This window comes from Syntrophomonas sp. UBA5494, from assembly GCF_002426325.1.
In genome coordinates this window covers 1-7016 of record NZ_DIPG01000114.1, presented here as the reverse complement: position 1 = coordinate 7016, position 7016 = coordinate 1, and the positions used below count along the sequence as shown (strand labels likewise).

Here is a 7016-nt window from a genome sequence, read left to right as displayed (position 1 = left end):
CCATCTATCACAATTTCGCCATCTGTTGCCTTGATGAGGCGGTTTATGCAGCGCAGCAAGGTTGACTTGCCACTGCCGGACAGCCCCATAATCACGAAACATTCTCCCTGCTCTACAGAAAAAGTGGCCTCTCTGACCCCGACTACCTGTTTGGTATTTTCGCGTATTTCCTGGTTGTCGCAGCCATTTCGCAGCATCTGCAGCGCTTTTTCAACATTATTTCCATAGATTTTGGTCAGATTGCGGACCTCTATTTTACCCACTGTTATCCCTCCCTTCATTCTGTCCGAATTTAAGGGTGCACTAAATTAACCCGTATGCAAAGGCATACCGGACTTGTCAATTAGTGGGTGATGACCATTCGATCCTGATAGATTAAAGAAGTAAATCAGGAAAAAGGGAAAGTCCTTCAAGTGATAAGTACGCAGGATTATTAAGAAGGAATAGAATTCCCCATTCTCCCCCTTTGAACGCTTACGAGGTTAGCTGACGGATTCGGGCTGTGGGCGGCCCTACCAGTTAACTGGATTCACCCCATATTTGGATCCCCCGCTTCCAGCCGGGTCTGCTGGAATTAAGCTTGAGAATGGCCGATTATGTTCGATTTTGTTAGAGTTTACATGATTATTATATTAAATATAACTTATTTCCAGCTAGTTGGACAAATAGCTCCAACATGGATAAGCCAGTTGTATCGGCCTTCTCATCAGCTGATATTGATTTGAGGCTATTTTTTGGCCTTTTTGGCCCTTATAAGGCCTTTAATGCCCATATTTAGAGCGCCGCCTTTGATCGCAGTCCCATGTATGCGGCAAGGCCGCTATGGAAATGATACAAATAGCAAAATTGCAGGAGGTCATATAATGGCAGACACTCGTATACAAATACTCGCCCAGGGTCCGATTATTATTGCCGGCCATGCCGATTTAATCGATGACCATGGCAACACCATACCCCGCCAGGAACCGGTGGCCTTATGCCGGTGCGGCCAATCCCAAGCCATGCCCTTTTGTGATGGCATTGAAAAAGGGCACATGAAAACCTGCGCCCGCGCTAAGGATATCCTCTAATATTTAACCGGGGACACCAAGACATTTTCTTATAAAAAGACTTGCTGTCTCCGGTTCATTCATGTCTTTACGCTATACTTCCCATTAATTCAGCATTAACCTCTTTATATCAGTACCCGGTCCTGAAGATAGCCATATCTGGCTGTTAATGCTTTAAAAACAGTGAAACAGCAGATCGAAAGCCGGGTTCTTCAAGAATAGCTCCGGCCCCCAGGTGCCGGTGCAGATTCAATTATGGACAGGGCTATTTTCGCGTTCAAATTGGGTTTGACAGCATACCTGATAATTGTTACCCTGCATACAGATGAGGAAAATTTATGAAAAGAAAGGGGCAAGTAGATTGAAAAGATGGATTGTAGCTTTATTGGTTTTGACCCTGATGCTCGGCAGCTTGGCAGGCTGCTCCAGTAAGAAAGAGGATCCCGGAACACCGACCGCCTCAACGACACCCCCGGCCCAGCAGACCGGCGACAACCGCTTGAAAGACATCATGGAAACGGCTCTTCAGGCCAAACAAATGTCATTTGAAATGGTGATGACTATGAGCGGTCAGGGAAGTTCCTTGAACACTCAGGGCAAGATGTATATCAGCGGTGAAAAACTCAGAATGGAGATGGAGGCTATGGGCATGAAGATGATCACTATCACTAATGCCCAGGGAGAAATGTACTTATATAATCCTGACCAAAAGACCGCGATGAAAATGACCACTCTCCAGGACTCCGCCGAGCTCCCCAATGAGTGGGTGAACGAGTCTGGCGATACTTCTAATCTGAAAGTGGTCGGTGAAGAAAACAAAGATGGTTATGATTGTCTGGTGGTTACTTCCACGGAGGGTAGCGACACCGCTAAGATGTGGCTGCGCAAGGATATCGGTATGCCGGTAAGAATAGAGCAAACCACCACCGAGGGTCCGGTTGTGATCGAGTATAAGAATTATCAGATTGGCCCTCAAGCAGAGAGCCTTTTTGAAATTCCCGCAGGGACAACCATTACCACTATGCCCAATATGCCCACCGGCAACTGAACCATAGCATTGCAGGACCAGGGGGACGGTTGCTCAGCATCGCTTCCCCCTTTCCCTAAACTTATGCCCTTTTGATTGACATGTTTTTGTATTTCCTGGTGATTTCTATCACTGCGTTTTCAGTGGGCATCCGTTCCCCGCTGGAGCCGGAAGCATAACCATCGGCGTCAGTACTGGCGATAGAGTACTGTGCGGTATCTACATCTGCAAATGGCCCGCCGTGAGTCAATACGAAAACCCTGGGGTTTATAGAACGGGCCGCCCGGCACATTTTTTGCACTTCCGCGGTGGCGGTCTCAATATTCATTACCCCCTTGGCTCCGGTCAGCCCCCCGCCGGTTACACCTACGATGGCTCCGATTACGTCTGCACCTGCCTCAGCCATGATCCGGGCTTCCGCTTCATTAAAAGCCCAGGCCACAGTGAACACATCCATTCTGCGCGCGGTTTTGATCAGCTCTTCTTCGCGGGAAAAGCCGATCCCCGCATCTTCCAATTGCCTGGCAAACTGCTCTCCATAAAGCCCTGCAAACGGTTCATTGGTAATGCCGGAAAAACCCAACAGCATCATTTCATCTATGATTTGCTCCAGGTTTAGCGCCGGGTTGTGCGCACCTATACCCGCAATACAGGGAGCTTTTTTTACTACCGGTATTATTTCCTGCGCCATTTTCTTAACACAGTCATTACAATCGTCATAGGGCATCCAGGCCAAAAGGGTAGGAAGCCCCATCATACGGTATTTGGCTGTGGAGTAAACCGCAACCAGGTCAGCTCCGCCCAGGTCGGCACATTTAGCAGTCAACCCCGTACCAGCTCCGAACATCAAGAGAGGCTGCCCCGCCTGGGATTGGGCCTGCAACCGCTCCACCACCTCATTGCGCAGATATTGTACAGCCATAGCAAGCCTCCTCGTGAAATATACTTAGAACGGGATCACATATGGCAAAGCGGATTTGTTGCCCTTGCTCCAGCTGCCTTGCAGCATTTCCAACAGCAGCCCTGCCATTAAGTCGGAGAAATCCGGATCATTCATGTGTTTATCCACCAGAATGACTTCGAGATTTTCTTTATTGGGATCGATTTTTGCCTTGAGGGCTTTCACATATTCAACCGAGCGCCGCGACCAGCGCGGGTTTTCCATGTCAGCGGCCCAGGTAGGACCGGATCCGGGCCCAGCCCAGCCCAGTTCGATGTCAGGTGTGGCCAGATCACAAGCTCCCCAGCCTTGCATGGGCACACACAGTACGCTGGGGCCTTTGGCGGCATTCAGTTTTTGAGCCATGTGTTCGCCTATGCGATAAATCTCGTCCATTGATACCCCGATACAGGTTACGGTAGGATTGTGTTCATACAATCCCCGCCCCGGCTGGTCGGTCTCCTTTAGCAGCCTCTCCGGCACGGTATGCTTGGGCCCGAAATTAATTAAATCCAGTCCCCCCGGAGCCACTACCTGAGGGATGCCCAGATCCCCGGCAGCAGTCATGCGGTCGGGACCGGCCCCCAGCACTCCTCCCAACATCTCATCGCCGATTTCATGGGTGGTGATATCCAGGACCCCGGTTATATAACCGTCCCTGATCAGCTCTTCCATGGAACGGCCTCCGCTGCCTACCGCGTGATTGATGATAACATCATAGCCGGCCTTTTCCATAATAGACGAGGCCCGCAGCACACAAGGGGTAGTGACACCGAACATCATACAGCCGATCAACGGTTTTTCTTCAATGCCTTTCATAACAGGAGCCGACGCCATGCCCACAATGGCCCCGGCAGCATTATTGATAACCTGACGGGTAACCTTGTTGAGTCCTGCTTCAGCTATGGGGTACATCATGCAGATATCGCGGGTGCCGACATATGGCGACACATCCCCCGAAGCCATGGTGGTGAGCATGATCTTGGGAACGCCTATGGGAAGCGATTGCATTGTCCTGGTGGCTATACTGGCCCCCATTGAACCCCCATAAGCGATGATGCCGTCAAGCTTGCCGGCTTCTCGCAGTTCATCGACTAGTTTGATGGCGCCGCCGGCGATCAAATCGGAGGCCGCGTTACGGTCTAAAGCAAAGATATCTTCTTTTGTCTTGCCGACCCTTTTTACCACATCACTCAGACTTATGTCGGCCCATCCCACTTCATGGCCTACGCTCAGCTCCAGAATGGTGGGATTACCTCCCGCGGCTCTGACCCGCTCTGCCAAAAACTTGATTTCCTCCCCTTTGGTGTCAAGGATCCCCGCTACAATAATCTCTTTGTTCGCCAAATATTTTCTCTCCTTTTGTTAAAGGTCAACTTCCCCAGTTGCTAAACCAGATTAAATCCTGTTCCAATTTCATATGAGGAACCACCGGAGAAGTATCGGTCTGCAGGCAAAAGTCAAAATCATCTTTTCCGCCGATTTCAAGAAGACTTTTTCCACTGGCTGATTCCCGGAAAGCCGCCCGGGCGTCAGGATACGCGATGGTTAAAGCTCCGGCAGCCTTGGAGGCATCAGAAAGCCTGAGAGTCACGCCTGATTCCCGGGCCAATACTTCCATCTCCCGCAAGAGATATCCGGCACAGTAAGCGTCATCGAGTACAAACCTCCCATACTGTCCGGCACATACCAACGTGATTTCGCTTTGAGCCGCCCGGGCTGTTATTAAGGCAGCCTGCACGCAAGCCCGCGCATTCAGGAGGCATCCAATAAATAGCTCCAAACACCCCCTGGCGGTGTTGATTACCCGGGTGCCATTGCTGGTACACAAGGCTACTTCCCTTCCTTGTACGGGAAAGCTCAATACTTCCGCAGGTGAATTTTCCATATCAAACCCGCTTAGCTTTATCCCCTGCCATTCGCCGCTGGTGAGCATACCCCTCTGGGCAGCCAATTGCCGGGTCTGTTCTTCCCCGGCCAGAGTATATACCCTGTGACAGCCTTTATCCAGGAGCGTTACTATGGTGCTGCTGGCCCTGATGACATCAATCACTATGCAAATGCTGTCATCTCTGGCCGGAGTATATTCACTTATTGAAAGGGTGGTATCCACAGCGATTATCATATCTGCCTCAATCTCACCTACCCCCTATTTCCGGTTCTGCCCGGAAATGGCTGCCGAACCTGGTGATGCCCGGCCAGCTGCTTCTCACGGGCGACAGGCCAAAATCACTGCCGGTCTAATGCTTCTTGATGGGAATATTTTTGAACTGCTGACAGGCTTCTTTGAGCGGCACCTCGATAGGAATGCGCTCTATGCTGGAGGCCCCCAGGAAGCCGATTGACTCAGTGTGCTCGTAAATGTACCGGGTGTCTTCAGGATAGGCGATCGGTCCGCCATGCGAGAAGATCATGATGTCTTGGTACCCGCCCCGGGCCGCTTTGGTCATTTCATTTATCAGATTCGCCGATTTTTCCAGGGTGAGTTTATCCTCGGCATACTTGGAGCCGATCGAACCTCCGGCGGTCAGCCCCATGTGGCAGATCAATACGTCCAGCCCGGCCTGGCCTACCAGGCGGGCTTCCTCAACGTTAAAAGCATATCCCAGGGTGAAAAGGCCCAGTTCTTTGCCTATTTTTAATGTGTCTATCTCCACCGGGTAACCCATGCCGGTGTCTTCCAACTCCTGACGGAAGCGGCCGTCAATTAAGCCTACGGTGGGGAAGTTCATGATGGCTGAAAAGCCCAGGTGCTGCAGGTGCATCAGATAGGGGCGCATTTCCCTGGTGGGGTCGGTTCCGCAAATACCCGCGATCATGGGGGTTTCCTTTATCACCGGAAACACCCGGTGGGCTAAATCTATCACGATCTGGTTGGCGTCGCCATAAGGCAACAGCCCGGCCAGAGAGCCTTTGCCATCCATGCGGAATAATCCGGAGTTGTAAACCCCGATCAGATCCACTCCGCCCTGCTCGGCGAATTTTCCTGATATGCCGGTGCCGGCGCCGGCAATTATGATAGGCCTGCCTGCATCAGTGACCGCTTTTAGCCGGGCTTTAACTTGTTCCCGGGTGTATTGTTTCGCCATTAAAAATACCTCCTTCATTAACCTTTAATATCAAAAATGCCGACCTCTTCCTCTTCCATGAGACCCCAGGCATCGACCGCCGCCTGCAATTCAGGATGCTGCCTGGCTGCCTCAAACAGAGGGATTCCTGCTACTGCCGCATCAATCACCTGCCGCATCGCCCGGGCTCCCGCTACCGGGCCCATGGGGTGGCCGTGAATAGCACCGCCGCAGCCCATAATGCTGTCCGGCCCCAGATCCCTGTAAATAGCATGTACACAATTGGGCATCACCCCTCCGCCGGGCATAGGCAGAACAGGTTTGATATGGCACCAGGGATTCTCCAGGTGATGGCCGATCTGCAGGTAACGTTCGCGCAACAGGGGAAACTTGCCGAAGGGACTGGGATAAACCACCATATCTGCTCCGGCCAGGCGGGCCAGTTTACCCAGTATCAGATAGGAGCTCATGCCTGACACCGGGGATTCGTACATAGTGCCGGCAAAATCCAGATGGGCCATAATGGGAACATTGATCTCGGGATTTTCCGCCAAAGCCTGCAAGGCGGAGATTCCCACCGTCAGGTAGTTGATCATGATGGCGTTGGCTCCCGCATCGATGGCCTGCTTGGCGTTGTCCAAAACCTTGAGGGCCCCATCGGTGATATTGGAAGTGTATAGAACCCGGTGTCCGGTCTCTTCATAGTGCTGGCGGATTGCCTCCATGTATAATTTGATCCTCTGCTGACGCGGGTTGAAGGGAGGGTCGGCGATCAATTCGTCATCCTTGATAATGTCCACCCCGCCCTCCACGGCGCGTGAAAACAGGCGACACCCCACTTCAGGGGTGTATCCTGTACAGGGTTTGATCATATTGTTTAACAGCGGCCGATCATATACCCCCAGCAGATCGCGCACCCCTGAAACACCGAA

The 7016-nt window shown here is 51.7% G+C and carries 8 protein-coding genes and 1 riboswitch; of the genes, 2 read left to right on the top strand and 6 right to left on the bottom strand.

The window, feature by feature from the left end:
- A partial coding sequence (locus tag B3W37_RS12715; protein WP_483176044.1) for an ATP-binding cassette domain-containing protein occupies positions 1 to 263 on the bottom strand: 263 nt, incomplete at its 3' end.
- A 193-nt stretch (positions 264 to 456) separates the two neighbouring features.
- Positions 457 to 591, bottom strand: a riboswitch (cyclic di-AMP (ydaO/yuaA leader).
- 272 nt (positions 592 to 863) lie between these two features.
- On the opposite strand from B3W37_RS12715, the gene B3W37_RS12710 reads away from it, so the two are divergent.
- Together B3W37_RS12710 and B3W37_RS12705 are read left to right on the top strand one after the other, a co-directional pair.
- Positions 864 to 1070 (top strand): CDGSH iron-sulfur domain-containing protein, encoded by a 207-nt coding sequence (locus tag B3W37_RS12710; RefSeq protein ID WP_481038693.1) that lies wholly within the window; start codon positions 864 to 866, stop codon positions 1068 to 1070.
- Between the two features lie 340 nt (positions 1071 to 1410).
- Positions 1411 to 2097 carry a DUF4412 domain-containing protein gene (locus B3W37_RS12705; RefSeq protein ID WP_481038691.1) on the top strand — a complete coding sequence of 229 codons (687 nt, stop codon included), beginning with the start codon at positions 1411 to 1413 and terminating at the stop codon, positions 2095 to 2097.
- 61 nt (positions 2098 to 2158) lie between these two features.
- Here the strand turns inward: B3W37_RS12705 and B3W37_RS12700 are convergent, their stop codons facing one another.
- The 5 genes from B3W37_RS12700 to B3W37_RS12680 form a co-directional block, all read right to left on the bottom strand.
- Complete coding sequence (locus tag B3W37_RS12700) at positions 2159 to 2998, bottom strand: phosphoenolpyruvate hydrolase family protein (protein WP_483170531.1); 840 nt, start codon at positions 2996 to 2998, stop codon at positions 2159 to 2161.
- Between the two features lie 24 nt (positions 2999 to 3022).
- A complete protein-coding gene (locus B3W37_RS12695) occupies positions 3023 to 4363 on the bottom strand; it encodes a Tm-1-like ATP-binding domain-containing protein (protein ID WP_483176043.1) in 1341 nt (446 codons plus the stop codon).
- Positions 4364 to 4388: 25 nt separating this feature from the next.
- Positions 4389 to 5141, bottom strand: coding sequence for a 2-phosphosulfolactate phosphatase (locus B3W37_RS12690; protein ID WP_483176042.1), 753 nt, complete (start codon positions 5139 to 5141; stop codon positions 4389 to 4391).
- 115 nt (positions 5142 to 5256) lie between these two features.
- The gene (locus tag B3W37_RS12685; RefSeq protein WP_483176041.1) at positions 5257 to 6105 is read right to left on the bottom strand and encodes a phosphoenolpyruvate hydrolase family protein; all 849 of its coding nucleotides are present in this window, start codon (positions 6103 to 6105) and stop codon (positions 5257 to 5259) included.
- A 17-nt stretch (positions 6106 to 6122) separates the two neighbouring features.
- On the bottom strand, positions 6123 to 7016 hold an 894-nt coding region (locus B3W37_RS12680), incomplete at its 5' end, for a RuBisCO large subunit C-terminal-like domain-containing protein (RefSeq protein WP_483176040.1).